Source organism: Clostridioides sp. ZZV14-6153, from assembly GCF_020657855.1.
Classification (GTDB): domain Bacteria; phylum Bacillota; class Clostridia; order Peptostreptococcales; family Peptostreptococcaceae; genus Clostridioides.
This window is the reverse complement of record NZ_JAGWCZ010000014.1, coordinates 79,177-100,639: the sequence shown is the minus strand read 5'-3', so window position 1 is coordinate 100,639 and position 21,463 is coordinate 79,177. Positions and strand designations below refer to the sequence as shown.

Annotated in this window: 14 protein-coding genes; 1 reads left to right on the top strand and 13 read right to left on the bottom strand. The window is 30.5% G+C overall.

Translation table 11 applies throughout. The features are described from left to right. Nucleotides 1–124: 124 nt before the first annotated feature. The 13 genes from gap to KGF46_RS15745 form a co-directional block, all read right to left on the bottom strand. Complete coding sequence (gene gap, locus KGF46_RS15805; protein ID WP_227433773.1) at nt 125–1,132, bottom strand: type I glyceraldehyde-3-phosphate dehydrogenase; 1,008 nt, start codon at nt 1,130–1,132, stop codon at nt 125–127. A gap of 59 nt (nt 1,133–1,191) precedes the next feature. Beyond that, entirely contained in the window at nt 1,192–2,214 is a 1,023-nt protein-coding gene (locus KGF46_RS15800; RefSeq protein WP_227828390.1) for a sugar-binding transcriptional regulator, read from the bottom strand. Between the two features lie 469 nt (nt 2,215–2,683). Next, on the bottom strand, nt 2,684–4,030 hold the full coding sequence (gene rpoN, locus KGF46_RS15795) for an RNA polymerase factor sigma-54 (RefSeq protein WP_227828388.1): 1,347 nt from the start codon (nt 4,028–4,030) through the stop codon (nt 2,684–2,686). A 151-nt stretch (nt 4,031–4,181) separates the two neighbouring features. Further along, on the bottom strand, nt 4,182–6,743 hold the full coding sequence (gene xdh, locus KGF46_RS15790; RefSeq protein ID WP_227828387.1) for a selenium-dependent xanthine dehydrogenase: 2,562 nt from the start codon (nt 6,741–6,743) through the stop codon (nt 4,182–4,184). Then, entirely contained in the window at nt 6,737–8,128 is a 1,392-nt protein-coding gene (gene hydA, locus KGF46_RS15785; protein WP_227842374.1) for a dihydropyrimidinase, read from the bottom strand. The genes xdh and hydA overlap by 7 nt, the downstream gene beginning before the upstream one ends. A 280-nt stretch (nt 8,129–8,408) precedes the next feature. Further along, complete coding sequence (locus KGF46_RS15780) at nt 8,409–9,518, bottom strand: 4Fe-4S binding protein (RefSeq protein WP_227862157.1); 1,110 nt, start codon at nt 9,516–9,518, stop codon at nt 8,409–8,411. Nucleotides 9,519–9,605: 87 nt separating this feature from the next. Beyond that, complete coding sequence (locus KGF46_RS15775; RefSeq protein ID WP_227828385.1) at nt 9,606–10,958, bottom strand: nucleobase:cation symporter-2 family protein; 1,353 nt, start codon at nt 10,956–10,958, stop codon at nt 9,606–9,608. Nucleotides 10,959–11,101: 143 nt separating this feature from the next. Next, nucleotides 11,102–12,430, bottom strand: coding sequence for a putative aminohydrolase SsnA (ssnA, locus tag KGF46_RS15770; protein WP_227862156.1), 1,329 nt, complete (start codon nt 12,428–12,430; stop codon nt 11,102–11,104). A gap of 27 nt (nt 12,431–12,457) precedes the next feature. Then, nucleotides 12,458–14,041 (bottom strand): D-aminoacylase, encoded by a 1,584-nt coding sequence (locus KGF46_RS15765; protein WP_227842377.1) that lies wholly within the window; start codon nt 14,039–14,041, stop codon nt 12,458–12,460. 15 nt (nt 14,042–14,056) lie between these two features. Continuing rightward, on the bottom strand, nt 14,057–15,244 hold the full coding sequence (locus KGF46_RS15760) for a YgeY family selenium metabolism-linked hydrolase (protein ID WP_227828382.1): 1,188 nt from the start codon (nt 15,242–15,244) through the stop codon (nt 14,057–14,059). Nucleotides 15,245–15,359: 115 nt separating this feature from the next. Beyond that, nucleotides 15,360–16,574 carry a diaminopropionate ammonia-lyase gene (gene dpaL, locus KGF46_RS15755; RefSeq protein ID WP_227828381.1) on the bottom strand — a complete coding sequence of 405 codons (1,215 nt, stop codon included), beginning with the start codon at nt 16,572–16,574 and terminating at the stop codon, nt 15,360–15,362. 460 nt (nt 16,575–17,034) lie between these two features. Then, nucleotides 17,035–18,843: a sigma 54-interacting transcriptional regulator gene (locus KGF46_RS15750; protein ID WP_227828380.1), complete on the bottom strand. Its 1,809-nt coding sequence runs from the start codon at nt 18,841–18,843 to the stop codon at nt 17,035–17,037. Between the two features lie 366 nt (nt 18,844–19,209). Beyond that, nucleotides 19,210–19,587: a RidA family protein gene (locus tag KGF46_RS15745; RefSeq protein ID WP_227433761.1), complete on the bottom strand. Its 378-nt coding sequence runs from the start codon at nt 19,585–19,587 to the stop codon at nt 19,210–19,212. Between the two features lie 869 nt (nt 19,588–20,456). Here KGF46_RS15745 and KGF46_RS15740 point away from each other — a divergent pair. Next, a complete protein-coding gene (locus tag KGF46_RS15740) occupies nt 20,457–20,942 on the top strand; it encodes a hypothetical protein (RefSeq protein ID WP_227828379.1) in 486 nt (161 codons plus the stop codon). Nucleotides 20,943–21,463 lie beyond the last annotated feature (521 nt).

Genomic DNA, 21,463 nt, shown 5'->3' with positions numbered 1-21,463 from the left:
ATATAGTATGTAACATTATTTAGGTGTATTTTATATATTTTTTCTTAAAAAAAGTCCAGAGTCCGTAGTGTTAAACTACAAACTCGGACTTTGTCAATCTACTTTTCTATTTTCTAAAAGCTGACTATTTTGCTAATTGTGCAAAGTATCCTAAAGTTCTTATTAATTGAGAAGTATAAGACATTTCATTGTCATACCAAGAAACAACTTTAACTAATTGTTTTCCATCTACTTCCATAACTTTTGTTTGAGTAGCGTCAAATAATGAACCGTAGCTTATTCCGATTATATCAGAAGATACTAACATTTCTTCAGTGTATCCGAAAGATTCGTTTGAAGCTTCTTTCATAGCTGCATTTATTTCTTCAACTGTAACATTTTTTCCTAATGTACAAACTAATTCAGTTATTGAACCAGTTACAACTGGTACTCTTTGTGCTGCTCCATCTAATTTTCCTTTTAATGCAGGTATTACTAGACCGATTGCTTTTGCAGCTCCTGTAGTGTTTGGAACTATGTTTCCAGCAGCAGCTCTAGCTCTTCTTAAATCACCTTTTGGATGAGGACCATCTAAAGTGTTTTGGTCATTAGTGTATGCATGTATAGTAGTCATTAATCCTTTTTCTATACCGTATTTATCATTTAATACTTTAGCCATTGGAGCTAAACAGTTAGTTGTACAAGAAGCTCCTGATATAACTGTTTCAGAACCATCTAATATGTCACTGTTTGTGTTGAATACTATTGTTTTTAAATCTCCAGTTGCTGGTGCAGATATAACAACTTTTTTAGCTCCTGCTTGTATATGAGCTTCTGCTTTATCTTTAGAAGTAAAGAATCCTGTACATTCTAATACTATATCTACTCCTAATTCAGCCCATGGTAGGTCAGCAGGATTTCTTTCTGCTGTTACTTTTATTTCTTTTCCGTTTACTATAAAAGCACCTTCTTTAACTTCTATTTCACCGTTAAATCTTCCTTGAGCTGTATCATATTTAAATAAATGAGCTAACATTTTAGCATCTGTTAAGTCGTTTATTGCAACAACTTCAAACTTATCTTGTTGCTCCATCATTTTTCTTAATGCTAATCTTCCTATTCTTCCAAATCCATTTATAGCTACTTTAACCATTTTCGCTACCTCCTATAAAGTAAATGTATGTTGTCTAGCTCTATGCTAGTTCTTGACTTTTATAATAATGACAATATCTTATAAGCACTTTCTTCATCTGTTACAAGAACCATGTTTTTATGCATATTTGATATGGCTAATAAGGCTTCTACCTTTTCTGTTCCTGCAAAGATTGCAATAGTTTCTTTTACTTCTTTAACTGTCTCTAAATCAATTCCAACAGTATTTAATTTGTAAACTATTTCTCCATCTTTGTTGAAATAATATCCAAATGCTTCTCCAACTGCATTTTTAGATAATATCTCGTTAACTTTATCTTCTGGAAGTTTTCTTCTCTTTGCCATGACATCTGCTCTACCTATGCTGAAAACTAAAATGTCTGTTCTTTTAATATACTCCAAAGTTGTCTTAATCTCTGGCACTTGGCTAAGAGTTTTCATTGCACTCTCGTCCAGCTCATCTGGTATATGTAAAAGTTTGCAATTAGAGTGTAATTTCTTACTTACTGAAGCAACTATACTATTAGACTGCATCTCTACATCAGTTCCCATGCTTCCTCTAGCTGGCACTATTGTAGAATTTGGATACCTTTTATCAGTTTTAATAACGTTTGAAAACTCCAACATAGTGCTTCCCCCTGTTATTGAAACGATATCTCCATCTTTTAAAATACTTAAGAAATGCTCACATCCATATCTAGTTACATCTTTTAGTAAGCTTCCATTTTCATCACAGCTTCCAGGAACTAGTATTACCTTTTTTATTCCAAGCTTTTCTCTGACCCTATCTTGTAACTTAGACAATCCCATGATGTCACTCATGATGTCTTTAAGTTTATCTAACAAATCAGAACCTTCTTTAGTGATAGTCATTCCAGATACAGCAACATCTATAAGTCCTTGTTCTTTTAAAAACTCTGTTTCTGACCTAATTATTCTTTCACTAATTTCTAATACATTTGATAAAGTTCTTCTACCTATTGGTTCACTTAAAGATATTTGTCTTAAAATAGAGTATCTTCTTTCCATAAGTTCAATTGCCTGTGGAATTAGTTTCTTTTGAATTTCTAATAAGTTCTTCATAACATACTCCTTATTGCTTTCCTTTAGGGACTTTTTTTGTCCCTAGTGTTTATTTCAGTCCCACAAGATAATTTTATTTTATAGGATTTGCGTATAGATTTCAATAGTTTTTCAAAAACTTTTTTATTTTTTTGTTTTATAGCAATTTCTCCACCATTTTCAAAGTACAGTATTTTTTCTTTTTTATATAATATTTTTTCCATATATTTTTATGGTTTTTATTCTAATATTTTGACTCAATCTTATATGTTCTACTCTGCTAGATTCTATATGTCTTTGTTTTTATACTTTATGTTTTTATTTTTATATTCTCAAAATTAACAATAACAGTTTATTTATCTCTGTATTTTTAACTCTAGTTATCGTTATAATTCCTGATTTTTTCCTAATATTTAATTTTCTTTCCAATACTTAAATTCATTTATATAATGCTCATTTGTCTTGTAATTGGCCTTTTTCCCTTATTTTACTAAAATTCTTTTCTCTTACTTGAAGACAAAATTCCTAATTCTTCACGATACTTGGCAACTGTTCTTCTTGCAACATTGATTCCTTTTTCTTTTAATAGCTTAGATATATGGTCATCACTTAAAGGTTTCTTTTTATTTTCGTCTTTTATTGTTTCCTTTATAATTTTTTTTATGCTTGTACTAGATGCCATTTCATGGTTTTCTGTTTCAATAGCACTACTGAAAAAGTATCTAAATTCATATACTCCAAAAGGTGTCAGCATATATTTCCCATTTACACCTCTACTTATAGTAGATTCATGAAAATCTAATTTTTCTGCTATGTCTTTCATTTTTAAAGGCTTTATATATTTTGTTCCTTTTCGCAAAAATTCATCTTGTGCTTTTACTATTTCTTCTGCAATTCTAAGTACTGTAGTCTTTCTACTTTCTATATTTTTCATAAGCCCTGTTGCTGAATTTAGTCTTTCTTTTATAAATTCTTTTGCACTTTCATCAGACTGTGAATTTTTTAGTATGTCTTTATAATAACTGTTTATTTTTATTTGATAGGAGTCTTTTTCATTTAAATATACAATAAATTCATCATCAATTTTTTCAACTGTTACATCTGGTTGGATATATACACTTTTTTCTACTGAACATGTTCTTCCTGGCTTAGGGTCTAATGTCTTAATTATATTTATTAGTTCAACGCATTTTTGTAGTGACATATTGTATTTTTTGCTTATCTCTTTATATTTATTATTTGCAATTAAATTTAAGTCTTTTGTAACGATTTCCTCTAAAATTTCATTATATATTCCTAAGCTTGCCATTTGAATCATCAGACATTCAGAAAGACTTCTTGCACCTACTCCACTAGGTTCCAATTGCTGAACACTAATTAAGCATTTTTCAAAAAATTCTTCATCTATCTTTAAAGTATCAACAATTACTTTTTCCTCAGTTCTCAAATATCCATCCTCATCTAAGCTATCAATTATATATTCACAGACTTCCATTTGTTTATCTGTTAGCTTATATAGGCTTATCTGAAACTTCAAATCCTCATATAAATTTGACGAATATTTAACTAAATTTTCTAGATTAACTTCATTGTCGGGATTATAACTTATTTCTGTTCTATCTAAACGTCTTGATTTTTCCATATCTTTTATATATTCTTCCCAATTTATCTCCCCACTTTTCTCAACTTCGACTAATGGGTTATTCTCTGCTTCCCTTTTAATCTCTTCTTCTAACTCTAACTTACTCATATTTAATATTGATAATGATTGCTTAAGTTGTGTAGTCATTATTAGCTTCTGAGACTGAGTTAACTCTAGACTATTATTAAAATTCATTTTGCTCACCTCTCAATTTTATTAAACTTATTTTATAAAAGAAAAACCCTCCTGTATATGTATATTCTATCATTTAAAATATACCTTATGCAAAAGGGTTTTTTTTATTTACAATTTAATTGATTTTTTTTATTTAATATTTATTTTTTTGTTATTTTTTTTTACTATATGGCGTATTTTGAAGTGGTAGTTCAGTTCTAAACTCTTTATCAAATACATAATAAGCATTTTGCACTGCTGGTGCAGTAGGAACTGTACAAATCTCTCCTACACCTTTTGCTCCATACGCCAATAAATCTTTGTTTTTTTCAACTATTACAGCTTGTATTTCTGGTATATCTGTAGATTTAAATAAACCTAATGTACCAAATTTAGCTGTAGGCACAGAGTTAACTACTGGGTAATCCTCTGTTAAGGCATATCCAAGACCCATAACAACTCCACCTTCTATTTGCCCTTCTAAACTGATTGGGTTTATAGCTCTTCCTACGTCATGTGCTGCTACTACTTTTTCTAATTTTCCATTTTCATCTAGCATTACAACTTGTGTTGCATATCCATAAGCTACATGGCTTACTGGATTTTCTTTATCAGAACCCATTTTGTCTGTAACACTTGCATATTCTCCGTAAAATTCTTCTCCCTCTAAATCAGACAATACTTTACCAGTTGCTAAAGCTTCTTTTAACTTAATTGATGCAACCTTAGTAGCTTCCCCTGTAAACACGGTCTGTCTTGAAGCTGTAGTATTACCAGAGTCTGGTGTCAAGTGAGTATCTGGAACTTCATGTACTATGTTTTCAGGTAGTAAATTAGCAGTTTCACAAACCACTTGAGTCATAACAGTACCAAGACCTTGACCTATACAAGAAGCACTTGTTCTTATATGGACTTTGCCATCTTTTATTACCAATCTACATCTTCCCACATCAGGTATACCTACCCCTACACCACTATTTTTCATTGCACAAGCTATACCTGCACGTGGGTGTTTTTCATACTCTTCTTTTACAGCTTCTAATGTTTCTGCCATTGCTGTTCCTTCATCTGCAAATTGACCATTTGGTAAAACTTGACCAGGTCTTATTGCATTTTTATATCTTATTTCCCAAGGTGATATTCCAGCCATTTCAGCAAGTAAATTTAGATTACATTCTGTAGCAAAACAACTTTGTGTAACTCCAAAACCTCTAAATGCTCCCCCAGGAGGATTATTAGTATATACTGCTGTTCCAGTTATATCAATATCCTGATAATTGTATGGTCCTGCTGCATGAGTACATAATCTTTGTAATACTGGCCCTCCAAGAGATGCATAAGCACCTGTATCAGATATTATAGTTGCTTTCATACCTGTTAGATATCCATTTTCATCACATGCTGTTGTAAATTCCATTTCTGTAGCGTGTCTTTTTGGATGAACAATAATACTTTCTTTTCTTGTAAGCTGTACTTTTACAAATCTCTTTGTGTGGTATGCAAGTAAGGCTGCATGGTGTTGAACACTCATATCTTCTTTTCCACCAAATCCGCCTCCTACCATCTTATTTATCACTCTTACTTTTTCATGTGGTAATCCTAACATATCTGCACATTCATGTTGAGTAGCAAATACTCCTTGGTCTGTTGAGTAAATTATTACTCCATCTTCTTCATAAGGACCTGCTACTGCACATTCAGGTTCTAAAAATGCATGTTCTGTTGCAGGTGTAGTGTATTTTTTAGTTACAACATATTTTGAATTCCTTATTTTTTCTTCAGCATTTCCTCTTACTAAGTGTTCCTTAACAAGTACATTACCTGTTTCATGTATCTTTGGAGCATCTTCTTTAAGAGCCTCTGCTGTAGTACTTAAAGGTGTCAATTCTTCATAATCTATCTTAACTAGTTTTTTCGCTTCTTCTAATGCTTCTCTAGTTTCTGCTGCTACTAAAACTATTCCATCTCCTAAATATCTAGTTATTTCACCTTCTGGGATTAATGTATCCCAATCTTTCTTTAAGTGACCTACTTTTATAGTTCCTGGAATATCTTTAGCTGTAAGAACTGTAACAACTCCTGGATAAGCTTTTGCTTCTTCTATATCTATCTTTTTAACTAACGCTCTTGGATATTTAGCTCTAACTGCTGAACCATAAATCATACCTTCTAATCTTATATCATCTACATATTCAGAGTATCCAAGTGTTTTACCTACTGCATCAACTCTGTGAAGACTTTCACCAACTAGACCTTTGCAGTTTACTTTTGGCACATCTATATCTTCTCTAAATATCTTTGCTGCCAAACTCACAGCTTTAATTATTTTTACATAACCTGTACATCTACATATATTACCTTTTAAAGCTTTTTTTATGTCATCTTCAGTAGGATTATTATTAACGTCTATAAGTGCTTTTGAACTAATTACCATACCTGGGATGCAAAATCCACATTGAACAGCTCCTTGGCTGGCAAAAGAATATGCAAAAACATCTCTTTCTCTTTCTGATAATCCTTCTATAGTTGTTATATTTTTTCCAGCTAATTTATCAGTTTTAAATACACATGCTTTGGTTGCTTTACCATCTATTATAACCATACAAGTTCCGCAAGCACCTTCTGAACAGCCATTTTTAACTGAAGTTATATTCATATCTTCTCTAAGGAAGTCTAAAAGTTTTTTACCTTCTTTTGCAACAACTTTCTCTCCGTTTAATATAAATTCTACCATTCTCTAGCCTCCTCTGTTAGACGCCTTTTTATATATCTCCCACTTGGAGTATTACAAATTAATTCTCCCTCTCTAACAACTTCTTTTCCTCTTAAATAAACATGTTCTATTTGACAATCTACTTCATAACCTTCATAAGGCGTATAATCTACATTTTGTAATTGTTTTTTTGCTTCTATTTTAGATTTTTTATTTGGATTTAAAACTAATATATCTGCATCACTACCTATTTCTATAGTGCCTTTTTCAGGATACATTCCAAACAATTTAGCGGCATTAGTTGATGTTACCTCTACCATCTTGTTGATAGATATTTTATTTTTACAGACTCCATATGTGTATAAAAGACTCATCCTATGTTCCACACCTGGAGAACCATTAGGAATTTTACTGAAATCGTTTATTCCAAGTTCCTTTTGCCCCTTATAATTAAAAGAACAGTGGTCTGTACCTATAGTATCTATTTGATTATTTAAAATAGCATTCCATAAAATTTCATTATTTTCTTTATCTCTTAAAGGTGGTGACATTACATATTTAGCACTTTCAAATCCATCTAAATCGTATAATTCATCACTTAATAGAAGGTATTGAGGACAAGTTTCAACTATCACATCTACTCCTCTTTGCTTAGCTTTTAGAACTTCTTCCAAAGATTCTTTACAACTTAGGTGAACAACATACACCTTAGAATTTGCAACTTCTGCTATCTTCATAAGTCTTGAAGTAGCTTCTGCTTCTAATATAGCTGGTCTAGTTAATTGATGATATTTTGGAGATAAGTTATTTTCTTCTTTTGCTTTATCCACAAGTTCACATATTATATCCCCATTTTCACAATGGAATCCAATAATTCCTCCTACTTCTTCTGCTTTTCTCAAAGCTTCAAAGATAACACCATCATCAACTTGAAGGCTTCCTTTATATGCCATATACAATTTAAATGAAGATACTCCTTCTTTCACCATATCTTCCATTTCATTACAAATTGAAGCATTCCAATCTGTTATAGCCATGTGAAAACCATAGTCTGAATAAGATTTATCTCTAGCTTTTTCATGCCATTCATCTAATCCTTCTTTTAAAGAACAACCTCTCGATTGTGTAGCAAAATCTAAGATAGTAGTAGTACCTCCAGCTATTGCAGCTTTTGTTCCTGTTTCAAAGTTATCTGCTGTCTTAGTAGTTCCTGTATCTAAGTCAAAGTGAGTGTGTGTATCTATACCTCCTGGTATAACATAAGAATCACTAACATCAACTATTTCATCATTTTCTTTTGATATATCAACACCTATATCAACTATTTTCTCATTTTCTATTCTTACATCTGCACAGTAAGTTTTTTCACTTGTTACTACTTTCCCACCTTTTAAAACAATTCCCATATAGACTCCACCTTACTTATAACGTATCAATTTATTTTATCTGAAGAAATTAACTTAAAGTAATTTGACTATTGCACTTATACACAATAAATCTATATTTAGATTAAACCAATATCTAATTAAATTAATATTTAGTTAAACTAATGTTTAGTTAAATCAACTCAATAAAATTATTAACTTCATGTTGTATTATTAAAATATAATACTTGCTTATCTAATATATTTTATTATCCTAATATATCTATTACTCTAAGTTAATTACTAAAATTCTATATATTTATTATTCATTAACAGCTTCTACTTGATTGTAGCAAATGCTTAAAGCTCCTTTTGGACATCTAGTTACACATAATCCACAACCAAAGCACTTATCCACATCTATATTTAATTTATCTGTAACTTCTAGAGCTTCATATACACAGCTTGTTACACATTGTTTACATTTGATACACTTATTATCATCTACAACTGGAGCTACTGCATGAGTTCTAAATCCTCTAGCTGCCATTTTCTTATGAGTTAATCCTTTGATTTCATTAACATCAGCATATCCATTTTCATCTAAGAAATCATTTAATTCTTTAGCAATTTTTCCATATATAGAAGGCCCTTTAAGGATTGCTTCTGTACATACTTGAACAGCACTTGCTCCTGCCATCATCATTTCAGCTACATCTTTTCCACAAGTTATTCCACCAACACCTATAATTGGTATATTTACAACTTGAGAAGCTTCATATATACATCTTATTGCAAGTGGTCTTATTGGAGCTCCTGATAGCCATCCATATCCAGCTTTACTTCCCATTATAGGGTATCCTGTGTTTACATCTATTGCCATACATGGTCCAAATGAGTTTATCATTACAAGTCCGTCTGCTCCTGCTTCTTCAACAGCTTTTGCAATAGTTTGAATATCAGTATGAGGACTCATTTTCATAAATACTGGTACATCTAAAACAGCTTTTGCAGCTTTTAAAGCATTTACTATTGGAGCAACGTCTGTACCTACATAATGAGTAGATAATTCAACTGCATCTGCATAAGGTTTTACTAAAGGTGCAACCTCAGCTATTTGTTCTGCTGAATATCCCATACTTACTATTACTGGAAGACCTGATGCTTTTACTTTTTTGTATTCTTCTTCTATCCATTGTTCTTTTGGAAGCTCTGACCATAATTCTGTGTTTAAGAAACCACTGTTAGTTTTTGCCATACATGGTCTTGGTACATCTGCTGGTAATACAGATATAGTTTTTGTACATATAGCTCCAGCTCCTCCTTTTGCTGCCTCTTGACAGAGATCACCATCTTTTGCTCCAGGACCTGCCGCTGTCATAACTGGATTTAAGAATTCCATTCCATATAAATTAACTTTTAAATTAGCCATATTATTATCTCTCCCTTAATTAAATATATTTTTTTAATATTTAGCTTAGATACTCTTTTGTCTATGTTGCTTTTCGTTTATTTCATCTTATTTTGCTTCTTCAGTCTTAGGAGTTTTTTCCTTTTTTGAACCTAATTCATTGAAGAATATATTTAAAAGTACTGCTGATAAACTTCCTGTTGTTATTCCACTGTGAAATATCGTTTGCACCCAAGTTGGAAAATTATGATAGAAATCAGGATTTGTCAGTGGTATCATAGATAACCCAACACTAACTGCTACTATCACTCCATTTTTAGTTCCATCAAATTTTACTTTACTTAGAGTTTTTACTCCTCCAACCATTACCATTCCAAACATTGCAAATCCTACTCCTCCAAGAACAGGCTTAGGTATTGCTCCTATTATGGCTGCAAACTTTGGTAAGAAACCAAGCACTAGCAATATTACCCCTGCATAAACTGCAATAAATCTTGATTTTATACCTGTAAGCCCAACAATTCCTGTATTTTGACCAAATGGAGTTATTGGGAATGAATTAAATATCCCAGATAAAGCTGTAGATATTCCATCTCCAAATAGACCTCTTTTAATATTTTTACCAGTTACCTCTTTGTCTACCATTTCGTGAATAGCTATCATATTACCAACTGATTCTGTCATAAGTACTAACATAATTAAGCATAATGATAATATTGCAGATGGTTCAAATCTAGGCATTCCAAATTTTAAAGGCACATTTAGATTAAGCCATCCAACACCATTTACTGCACTAAAATCAGCCATTCCAACTGCCATAGAAAGTAATGTACCAAGTACTATACCTACCAATATCGCTGTACTATTCCAAATTCCTTTTAAGAATTTAAATGAAAGTAAAGTTATCGCCAATACTGCTAAAGCTAATGCTAATGAGTTTGGTTCAACCGCTTCCAATTTGTTGTCAGTTATCCACTTTATCCCAACTGGGAATAGTGAAATACCTATTACCATAACAACTGTTCCAGTAACTACACTAGGGAAAAATCTTATCAGTTTTTCAAATACTGGAGCAAGTAATATACAAAACAGTCCAGCTACTATTACAGAGCCAAATACTGTCTGTATTGCAACTTGAGAATCACTATATGATGAGGCTATTGCTGTCATACCTGCCACAGCGGCAAAACTAGTTCCTTCAATTACTGGTATTTTAGCGCCTACAATATTTCCTATACCAACACTTTGTATGAGTGTTCCTATACCTGCCATAAACAAGCAAGCATTTATTAAAAAAACAATACTAGCATGATCTAGTCGTGCAGCACTTCCTATCATCATAGGAACTGCTACCGCTCCTGCACACATTGCTAAAACGTGCTGTAGTGAAAATACCCAAGATTTGGATACAGGTAACCTTTCATCTACTGGAGCTATTTTAGGGCTTTCATTTTGAGACATGTTGGGTCTCCCTTCTATATTTAGTTTAATATTCTATTCCATATATTTTTTATCTATATACTTCATTTAAATTCTACTTTTGTCTAAATTCTATTCTTAACAGTTAAGTTCTTGTTTCTTACTTGTATGTTAATATCAATTATTTAGATTCTACTCCATAGGTTTTGACTTAGTTCTCTACTCTTAGCTAGAATACTTTCTTCATCAATGTTTACTAATTTTCTGTCTTTCATAAGTACTTTTCCATTTATAATAGTTGTGTCCACACTTCTTCCACTCATTCCAAATATGATGTGTCCCCCTATTGTGTTTTCTGTCAATGGAGTGTGTGGTATATAATCAACTACTATAACATCTGCATAAGCTCCTTTTTTAAGTATACCTAGGTCATTTTTATAATAAGCTTTTGCTATTTTTTTATTGTTATCAAATAACATTGTTTGTGATTCTCCAAATCCAACTCTTGGGTCACTCAAGTGGTGTTTATGAATTATATTAGCAACTTTTAACGATTCAAACATATCACTAGTGTATCCATCAGTTCCTAGACCTACTGTAACATCTCTTTTTAGTAATTCTATTGCAGGAGAACATCCAACTGCATTTCCCATATTAGATTCTGGATTATGAACTACAAATGTATTTGTTTTATTTAAAAGATTGATTTCATCTGTACTTATATATATACAATGAACTGCTATAGTCTTTTCTTTTAGCACACCAAAATCATTAAATCTTTCTAAAACTCTTTTTCCATATTTATCTACATTGTATTGTAAGTCTGCTAATCCTTCAGCAACATGTACATGATAACCTGTATCAAGACCAGCCATTTCTGAAGCACACTTATTTAATGTATCATCAGACAATGTAAATGCAGCATGAAGACCAAACATTCCCTGTATCATGTCTGTATCATCTTTTTGAGCATATTTTATGAAATTTACATTTTCATTGATGCCTTGTTGTATTGTATCTCCACCATCTCTATCAGATACCTCATAACAAAGGCATGTTCTTATCCCCAAATCTTTTGCAACATCTGATATTGTAAATAAACTACCTTCAATTGCATTTGGACTTGCATGATGGTCATAAACTGTTGTGACACCATTTTTTATACATTCTATATAAGTTGCATATGCACTGTATTTTGTATCTTCTAGTGTAAGTTGTTTATCAAGTCTCCACCATAAATTGTTTAATATTTCTAAAAAGTTTTCAGATGGTTTTCCTGGAACTGCCATACCTCTAGCAAATGAACTGTATATATGCATATGTGAATTTATTAGACCAGGCATGATTATCTTCTTGCCTGCATCTATAAATTCATGTACTGGATATTTCGCTTTCATTTCCTCAGTAGTACCTATATCTTCAATCAGATTGTCATTTATTACAACACATCCATCTTCCATATAGGGATTTAAAGAATCTTGGCTTATTAGCCTCCCATTCCCCACTAAAATCATAAATTTATTCCTCCTTAAAGCTAAGATTTAATTTTTAAGTACTTTTCCTGCTTTAATTTTATTGTATTTTCCTTCTTCAACAACACAATTTCCATTTATAATTACATAATCTATACCTGTAGGATATTGCATAGAATTGATAAAATCATCACATCCACTAACTGTATCCTTGTCAAATATAACTATGTCTGCAAAATATCCTTCTTTTAGTTCCCCTCTATCTTTTATACTAAAGCTTACTGCTGCTTTTTTAGTCATTTTGTAAACAGCTTCTTCAACTGTTAGTACATTTAATTCTCTAACATATCTTCCTAGTATTTTAGGGAAAGAACCATATGCTCTTGGATGTGGCTTACCTGCTAAAAGACCATCTGTACATACATTTTGTTCGTCTCTTTTCATAAAACCTATTATATGTTCTTCTAATCCATAGAAATCTACCATTCCAACTGCATTTTCTTCTTCTTTCAATAAATCAAACGTTGCATCTAATGGGTCTTTGCCTCTCATCTTTCCAATTTCTAGTAGGCTTTTACCAATTGTATCTTGATTTTTTTCTGTCTTTACACTTGTTACAAAGATTTGGTCTATTCCAGCAAATTCTATAAAGTTATCCCAACCTTCGATTCCATTTGCTATATCTTTTTTCATTTTTGCTCTTTCGTTTTCATCACTTAATCTTTCTATTAATTTATCAGTTCCTCCTGAATGTGCCCATGGAGGTAAAACTACTCCAAGCATTGTACTTCCAGCTGCATAAGGATATTGGTCAAATGATACTCTTATACCTTCTTTTTCTGCTTTTTCTAAAAGTTCTATAACTTGAGGTATATACTTCCAATTTGATTTACCACAAACCTTGAAGTGTGAGAAGTGAACTTTTACTCCTGATTGTTTTCCAATTTCTATAATTTCTTCCATTGATGTTAAAATCGTATCTGCTTCACTTCTTTGATGAACTACAAATACTCCATCGTATTTTGCTACTACTTTACACATCTCTATAATTTCTTCTGTCAATGAATACGCACAAGGTATATATATAAGTCCAGTTGACAATCCTATAGCTCCTGCCTTTAATTCTCTTTCTGTGATTTCACACATCTTTTGAATTTCCTCTTCAGTGGCAGGTCTATCTTCAAGTCCCATTGCTTCCATTCTTACGTTTCCATGAGGTACTAAATAAGTTTCATTTAATCCCACCCCATTTTCGTCCATCATTTTCAAATAATTTTCTGTTGTTTCATATTTCCAATCAATTTCATCACTTTCACCATCTAGGCCTGCTAAATTTTTTCTCCAAGAAGATATATGCTCTTGAGGTAGAGGGGCCATAGATATTCCATCTTGGCCCAACACTTCTGTTGTAATTCCCTGTCTAATCTTTACCTCATTATATGGATTAACTAAAATCACTAGGTCTGAATGGCTATGAGTATCTATGAAACCTGGACATATAACTCTACCTTTTGCATCTATAACTTTGTCAGCTTCTTCGTTTAAATCCTGTGATATTTTTAATATTTTTTCGTTTTCTATTAAAATATCCCCTTCATATGCTGGTGTTTTATTGCCATCTACTATAAGCCCATGTTTTATTAAAGTTCTCACAAAACCATCTCCTAATTATTTTTTATAAACTGATTTTAATATACCATAATATCCTTCTGCACCTTTGAATAATTGGTCTAATTCTATATGTTCATCTATTGTATGAGCAAGATTTTCTCTAGAAGGACCAAATCCTATAGTTCTTATTCCAGCCTCACCTGCATAATGGCTTCCATTTGTACAGAATGAGTATTGAGTTATTTCTGAATCTATTCCAGCTTCTTTTAATCCTTTGTATGCTGCTTGAACAAATTCATCATTTTCATCATATAACCAACCTGGGAAGAATCTTTCACTTTCTATAGTATTTCCTGTATAACAGTCAGCTTTTTCAGATGCATAAGAAACTTTTGCATTTAATTCTGAGTCTTCTTTCATCATTTCATCTAATAATGCTTGTATTGGAGCTAATACTCCTTCTTTTGTTTCTCCAACCAATAATCTTCTATCAAAAGTTGCTTTACAATAATCTGGCACTACTGATGCTCCTGGGTATGGAGAAGATTTTATATCTGTTAAAACTAGTATTCCATCACCTAACACTGGATGAGTTGGAGGTACTAATTGTTGTATTCTTTGAATTACATTAGCCATTTTATAAACTGCATTTACACCTTTTTCTGGATTAGCAGAGTGAGCTGGTTTACCAAAAGTTTCTACAACTATTTCTCCTCTACCTCTTTGACCAATCTTTAAGTTTAATTCTGAAGACTCTCCTATTACAACATAATCAGGTTTAACAGCTTTACTTATTTCTCTAGCTGAAACTCCTTCAAATATTTCTTCATGAACAACTCCTGCTACATATAGTTCACCTTCGAAGTCTTTATTAGTATCTTCTGCAAAGTATGAAACAGCCGCCATCATAGCACTTACTTGACCCTTCATATCAGAAGTTCCTCTACCGTATATTTTACCATCTACTATTCTTGCTTCAAAAGGAGGAACACTCCATTTACTTGCATCTGGAACTGGAACTGTATCTATATGACCATCAAATAATATTTTTTTACCTGGTTTATTTCCTTTTATACATCCTACTATATTTCCATATCTATCTCTTGACCAGCTGTCAAAACCTAATATAGCAAAATTTTCTTCAATTGCCTTTACTACATTTTCTTCTTGACCTGAATAACTAGCATTTCTTATTAAATCTTGGCAAACTTCAGTTAATTGTTTTTTTCTTATTTCATTTAACATTTTGATATTCCCCCATATAATTCTTAATTTTTATTTATTGGCATTTTGATTTTTCATTTATAATGTTTAACTTATTTGATTTGTTAGCACTTTACTTTTATTTATCTTGAACCCTCTATTTACTTTGGCATTCTCCATTCCAAACTATATCTTTATATTTGTCTGGGTCAGTATCTCCTTCTGTACTTATTAATAATACTTTAGAGTTTTCATCTAGTTTTAAAGCTTCTCTTAAATCTTTTAAATCTTCACTTTCAAGTATTGAAACTAATGCTCCAGTTGTAACTGCTCCAGATTCTCCAGAGATTACTTTTTCATCTCCTCTTAGAGGATTTCCTAAAACTCTCATACCTTTAGCAGAAACCCAGTCTGGTGCTGAAACAAATGCTGATGAATAATTTTTTAATACTTCAAATCCTATAGTATTTGGTTCTCCACAAGCAAGACCTGCCATTATAGTTGGCATATCTCCACCTACAAATCTTGGTTTTCCATCTCCTGCTTCTGCTGATTTATAGTAACAATCTGCCTCATCAGCTTCTACTACTACTGTTATTGGGCATTCATCATATATTGAAGCAACATATCCTTGAACTGCACCAGCAAGCGAACCAACTCCTGCTTGCACAAATACATGCGTTGGTCTATCTACTCCATATTCTTTTAATTGTTCTATAGCTTCTTTAGCCATAGTTCCATATCCTTGCATTATCCATGCTGGTATCTCTTCATATCCTTCCCATGCTGTATCTTGAACCATTACTCCATGGTCATCAGCTTCTGCATATTCATTAGCTAATCTTACAGCATCATCATAGTTTAAGTCTGTTATACTAGCATCTGCACCTTCTCCCTTGATTTTATTTAATCTAAATTCAGAAGAACCTTTTGGCATTAACACAACAGATTTTTGACCTAATTTATTAGCTGTCCAAGCAACTCCTCTACCATGATTTCCATCTGTAGCTGTAAAGAAAGTTATTTCTCCTAATTGGTCTTTTATTTCTTTTGAAATTAATTTTTCATATCCTAACTCTGATATATCTTTATTTAATCTTTGAGCTAAGTATCTACCCATAGAGTAAGAACCACCCAAAACTTTAAATGCATTTAATCCAAATCTGTAAGATTCATCTTTTACATATATTCCGCTAACCCCTAATAATTTTGCTAAGTTATCTAATTTAACTAAAGGAGTTTTTTCGTATTGTGGAAAACTCTCATGAAATGCTTTCGCTTTTGCAATTTCTTCATCCTTTAAAAATTCAATTCCTTTTTCTTTTTTCTCTGCTTTAGGTAAGTTATTTAATTTCCATTTTATTTCTCTCATTTATTTTATATTCCCCTTTCAAATTTTTCGATGTCATTATTAATTTTTTATCTTTGTGTCTTTATACAAAGCAATTACTGTGCCAATATTATTTATTCTAAAAACAATTTTTTTATGTTGGAATTACATACTTTTTTCAAATTTATTTAAATTCTGTAAAATCTGAGTGTGAAAAATAAGATTTATAAAAGAAAAAATTCTCATATTGGGAAATTTTTATCAATACGAGAATTATCATTTCGAGAAACCGTTTCTTTATTTTTATTTTCCTTCTATTATGCCTTTAATTTTCTATATGTCTATTATTTTGTCTTGTATATTACTATTTTTACCTTCTATATTTATATGGTTATAACCTTCTATATTTTATGTTTTTATTTTAGCTTTCTATTAGTACTGTTATTTTTATTGACCTACCAATCACATTACAATACATTTAAAACTATTTTCTATATCTAGTTTATTGTTGTTCCTCTTCTAGCTTTCTATATAATGTAGCTAAACCTATCCCTAAATCTTTTGCTATTTTCTTTTTTGTCTTTGTATCTCTTCCATATTTATTTAACAACTTATGTATGTAAGTTAACTCCAATTCTTTAATTGAAAGTATTTTTTCTTGGTTTTCTACTATTCCATCAACTATATCATCTTCAAACTTTATTACCTCATTATTACTCTTAAAACTATTTCCTTTAATATTATAATAGTTCAAAATATCTAATGGAAGCATATCTTTATAGATTATTCCATCTTCTCCAACTAAATTCATCATATATTCAACTGCGTTTTCTAATTCTCTTATATTTCCCGGCCAATTATAATTAATCAACATATTCATCACATTTTTTTCTATTTGATTCAATTTTATATCTAATTCTAAAGAATACTTGGAAACAAATTTCATCATTATAGCTTCAATATCATCTTTTCTTTCCCTAAGGGGTGGTAAATTTATAGGAATTACATTTAACCTATAGTACAAATCATCTCTAAACTTGCCTTCATTCACTAACTTAAGTAAATTTTTATTTGTTGCAGCAATTACTCTTATATCTAAATCTATAAGTTTATTTGAGCCAATCCTTGCAAATTTTCTTTCCTGCAAAACTCTAAGTAACTTCGCTTGTAAAGGCATAGATAAGTCCCCCATTTCATCAAGGAATATGACCCCTTCATTTGCAAGTTCAAACTTACCAACCTTACCTCCACTACTAGCTCCACTAAATGCACCTTTTATATAGCCAAATAACTCACTTTCAAGAAGGTTTTCTGGAATAGCAGCACAGTTTATAGCAATAAATGGCTTATTCCATCTACTTCCTTCAGCATGTATAGCTCTAGCAATTAACTCTTTACCTGTACCACTTTCACCAGTTATAAGAACTGTTGAATTTGACTTTGCTAATTTCTTAGTTCTCTCTTTAACTTTCACCATTGATTCTGAGTTACCAATTATAGACTCTATATCACTATTTCCCCATCCACTGTTGACTTTTCCATGTCCTTTATGGTTTATATATGTCTTATCAAATATGATTATCTTGTCATATTGATTTATATATGGATATACAGGAATTATTTTGGCATTTATATTATAAATTTTGTTATCAATATCAATTTCTAGTAATTCATGCCCATTTGAAGAAGATTCAACAGATATTATTTTTACTGTATTTTCTATTATATCTTTTCCAATATCTAATTTTTTCAAAGCAATATTGTTTATATAAGATATTTTGCTATTTATATCTAATATAATGACACCTTTTTCAACATTTTCTATTATTTCTATCATCATATTCATTTTTCTACTGCTACTTTTTGACACTTCATGTTCTTCTATCTTCATAGAAATTAAATCGCATATATGATTGACAAACTTCAAATAATTATCTATTTTTGCACTTATTTCTACTTTTTTAGTTTTATCTGTACTAATAGCACCAATTACTCCTATAGTACGATTATTATATTTTATTGGGACTGCTATTATTACTTTATTTAGGCATTTCATGTAATGGGAACATTCTATACAAAGCTGATTATCACATATATCTAATACGACTAATTCCTGACCTGTCTGTATAACTTTATCATAAAGAAAACCTTCAGTAACAACGCTTTCATTTATTTTTGATTTATACAGACCTGTGCCACTAATTCTTATTAATCTATCATCAACTATTTCAATATCTACATCTAGCACACTAGCTACTGTTTCAGTGTATTTTATCATTTCCTGTTGAAATTCCTTTAATTTACTTACCATAGTTTCCCCCATTAGAATTTAATTTACCAAATTATCAGTTTAACTATATTTTAACATATAGTTAATTTTTAAAATATATATAAAACATTACTTATTTATATATTTACATTGAAATACATAATAATAATTATAAAAAGATTGTTTTATATTAGGATTACTTTAATTATAATACACAAATAATAAAATACAAAAAAGCTTTCCTCCTATAACAAATATATTTTTGGCACAAAAATATATGTTATATAAGAAAAGCTCAATAGTTAAATATTTAGATAGATTTTTATATAGACTTTTTTAATATAAACTTTTTAATTGTAGACTTTTTTTATTAGTTTTTAATTTTTATTAGTTTTGTCATTGATTTTATTATAATACTGCCATTGCTTCAATTTCTAAAACTGCATCTTTTGGTAATTGAGCAACTTGTACACATGATCTTGCTGGTGGATTTTCTTTAAAATATGTAGCGTACACTTCGTTAATATCATTAAAATCCTTTAAATCTTTTACGAAAACTGTAGTTTTAAATACTTTATCCATAGTTGTACCAGCTTGTTCTAGTATTGCTTTTACATTGTCTAAAGAAGCTTTTGTTGCTTCTTTTGGGTCAGATACTAACTCACCTGTCTTCATGTCTATTGGAAGTTGACCTGATGTAGAAACTATATTTCCAACTTGTATCGCTTGAGAATATGGTCCAATTGCTCCTGGAGCTTTCTCTGTAGCTATTACTACTTTTGACATGATTTCACCTCCTATTATTAAGTTATATTTACAGGAAAATAAAATTTCCTAAACACCAATATTAATATGAACCTTTAGACAAGAAATCAAATCCAAAGTTTCAAATAATCAATACTCAGATTATTATATTTATTTGTGTTCATGTTAATATTTATTAAAGCAATTAGCATGCCAATTTCTTTTTATTCATAAAACTTTATGTAAGCACTTAAAACACCTAAATTGCAACCTTCCCATAAAAAATAATCAGAAATTCGTTTTTTTATAACATTAATTTTTTCTCATATCTAGAATTTTACCAACCTGAGAATTCTTGTTTTGAGAATTCGCAAATTTTATTTAAATAGTTCTAAAGTTTTAATTTATTAGGCTATCATGTATGAAAGAACTATGGTTGACAATCCTACTGCTACAAATAGCAACACTTTAATCCAGACCTTATTTACTTTTGTTATCATAGAACCTATTGAAAATATAATAGCCAAGTATAATAGTAACCAAAAAATTATCAATATTCCACTACTGCTGCTGAAAACTTACAAAACTATTTTTTAATGAGCCCATTTATCTTATAAGCTATACATTTATTTTATAAAATATAAGTAAAGTATAAAATTAATTCTTTCAGCAACTTTCTCCCTTCATATTTTTTAAATCTTTTATAGAATTGTATCATGTTTGAGTGAATTTTCATACTATTAAGTCTTTCCCTCTACAAAACACTACCTCTCATTTCATGCCTAATAATGTAAGATTACAGCTATTTTATTGATTTTGATAACTTGATTGACTATACTATTATTAGTTTTTATTTGTATAAAGCTACTATTTATATGCAAAATTTTTATTTATATAGGGGGTTTTTAATTATGAACAAAAGTCCATTAACAGCAGAAACAACAGAAGAAATGCTAAAAGTACTAAGTGGGAAAGATTATAGTATTGCTTATGATTTGCATGAACTTGGTCAATCACTAGATTGCAAGATTGAACCACGAACAGGAGCCCGTTCTTATCGTATACTATATTCAACTAAAAAACCAAAACGTAGTCTATTTACTATTGAATGTAATGAGAAAAAATGGAGAGTTAAAGCAAACCTTTATAATCTAGATACATATAGAGACACTGTAGAAGAATGCTCTAAAGTTATTAAAGATAGTATTACAAAAACTCGTACTTGTAAAAAATGTAATCCAAAGTGTATTGGTGGTTCTTCATTTGAATTAGATGGTAAATCCTATTTAACTTGTGTAGGAAGTGGACATTATTTTGCTAATATGGAAGAAATCGATTGGAAAAATCTAAAAAAGTTAATTATTAAAGAAAATGATATTATGAAAGAATCTATTTAATACGCTACTAACTACTAAAAGCAAAACAACTACTAAAACACATATAAATTTAGATATCAAATAAATGATAAAAATGTGCATAGATTTGTATGTATATCAAAAATCTGTGTATATTAAAAAACTGAGTATACCAAAAAGGCTGTAGATAAATTTACTTTTCTGTAAATCTAATTATAGCCTTTATGTATTGCTTTTACTATATAACCATTAAAGTTATTTTGTAATCTTAAATTCCCATCTCCATGTACTGTTTCTATTATATAATCACAATCATTTATGTTACATTTCAATATCGACTTTATCAGATAATAAGCTTTAAATACATAAACTTAAGGAGTTATCTGAAAATGACATAACTCTATCAGCAACATAAGAACATGTATTAAAATATATCTGTAGTAAAGATAACTATTCTATGATATTAGAAAACTATATTAAATATTCTGTTAATTCTGCAATAATATAAGACTAGTATTTTAAACTTCTTTATTAGTTTTTGTATTATTATATTCAGCTATATT

What these genes read in the sequence shown, in the direction of transcription:
- gap (WP_227433773.1), bottom strand. Translation starts at nt 1,132, where the DNA reads ATGGTTAAAGTAGCTATAAATGGATTTGGAAGAATAGGAAGATTAGCA.
- KGF46_RS15800 (WP_227828390.1), bottom strand. Translation starts at nt 2,214, where the DNA reads ATGAAGAACTTATTAGAAATTCAAAAGAAACTAATTCCACAGGCAATT.
- rpoN (WP_227828388.1), bottom strand. Translation starts at nt 4,030, where the DNA reads ATGAATTTTAATAATAGTCTAGAGTTAACTCAGTCTCAGAAGCTAATA.
- xdh (WP_227828387.1), bottom strand. Translation starts at nt 6,743, where the DNA reads ATGGTAGAATTTATATTAAACGGAGAGAAAGTTGTTGCAAAAGAAGGT.
- hydA (WP_227842374.1), bottom strand. Translation starts at nt 8,128, where the DNA reads ATGGGAATTGTTTTAAAAGGTGGGAAAGTAGTAACAAGTGAAAAAACT.
- KGF46_RS15780 (WP_227862157.1), bottom strand. Translation starts at nt 9,518, where the DNA reads ATGGCTAATTTAAAAGTTAATTTATATGGAATGGAATTCTTAAATCCA.
- KGF46_RS15775 (WP_227828385.1), bottom strand. Translation starts at nt 10,958, where the DNA reads ATGTCTCAAAATGAAAGCCCTAAAATAGCTCCAGTAGATGAAAGGTTA.
- ssnA (WP_227862156.1), bottom strand. Translation starts at nt 12,430, where the DNA reads ATGATTTTAGTGGGGAATGGGAGGCTAATAAGCCAAGATTCTTTAAAT.
- KGF46_RS15760 (WP_227828382.1), bottom strand. Translation starts at nt 15,244, where the DNA reads ATGTTAAATGAAATAAGAAAAAAACAATTAACTGAAGTTTGCCAAGAT.
- dpaL (WP_227828381.1), bottom strand. Translation starts at nt 16,574, where the DNA reads ATGAGAGAAATAAAATGGAAATTAAATAACTTACCTAAAGCAGAGAAA.
- KGF46_RS15750 (WP_227828380.1), bottom strand. Translation starts at nt 18,843, where the DNA reads ATGGTAAGTAAATTAAAGGAATTTCAACAGGAAATGATAAAATACACT.
- KGF46_RS15745 (WP_227433761.1), bottom strand. Translation starts at nt 19,587, where the DNA reads ATGTCAAAAGTAGTAATAGCTACAGAGAAAGCTCCAGGAGCAATTGGA.
- KGF46_RS15740 (WP_227828379.1), top strand. Translation starts at nt 20,457, where the DNA reads ATGAACAAAAGTCCATTAACAGCAGAAACAACAGAAGAAATGCTAAAA.